At 54.3% G+C, this 665-nt stretch carries 2 pseudogenes; one reads left to right on the top strand and one right to left on the bottom strand.

The features are described from left to right. Window positions 1-531, top strand: a pseudogene (locus H0248_RS22325) (transposase); the annotation flags it as partial. 43 nt (window positions 532-574) lie between these two features. Here the strand turns inward: H0248_RS22325 and H0248_RS22320 are convergent. Continuing rightward, a pseudogene (locus H0248_RS22320) lies at window positions 575-665 on the bottom strand (hypothetical protein); the annotation flags it as partial.

Below are 665 nucleotides of genomic sequence, written 5' to 3'. Positions count from 1 at the left end.
TGCCGACAATAAACTCGCCTTTACCCTGACAGAGGGGGAGCAGGCGGCAGCCTTGATACAACGCACGGTCCTTCGGGAAGGATGCTGGCAAAACCCGCCAGTACTGCATGCGGACAACGGTGCGGCGATGAAATCACAGACGTTGTAAATGAAGCTACACGAGCTGGCAATAACGCCCTCTCACAGCCGGCCGAGGGTGAGTAACGATAATGCGTATGTGGAGTCGCTGTTCCGGACGCTGAAATATGTGCCGCAGTGGCCGTCCTCAGGGTTCGGCACATTGGATGAAGCGCGTGAATGGGTAGAGGATTTTACGCAGTGGTATAACGAAACGCATAGACATAGCGGCATCAGGTATGTGACGACCGGTCAGCGACATCGTGGAGAAGACGGCGTGCTGTTGAAAAACGGGATGAGGTGTACCAAAATGCAAAAGCACAACGGCCAGAACGCTGGTCGGAAAGGACTCGAAACCGGCATCAGGTAGGCAAGGTAATGCTGAATCCAGAGCGGGAAAAACAGGCAGCCTAAATTAACCGGGGGTGCCAACTATCTTGACACTTACCGCCCCTGGCATTCTTGTTCGCCAGCGGGAACGCAGCCAGCCAAAGTCCTGAGGGGAATGCTGAACTAGAAGCGGAAAAATATGCAGGATATCCGCGACT

This window comes from Pectobacterium brasiliense (assembly GCF_013449685.1).
GTDB classification, from domain to species: Bacteria; Pseudomonadota; Gammaproteobacteria; order Enterobacterales; family Enterobacteriaceae; genus Pectobacterium; species Pectobacterium brasiliense_A.
The sequence above is the reverse complement of the archived record's forward strand: the minus strand, read 5'-3'. Positions and strand labels throughout refer to the sequence as shown.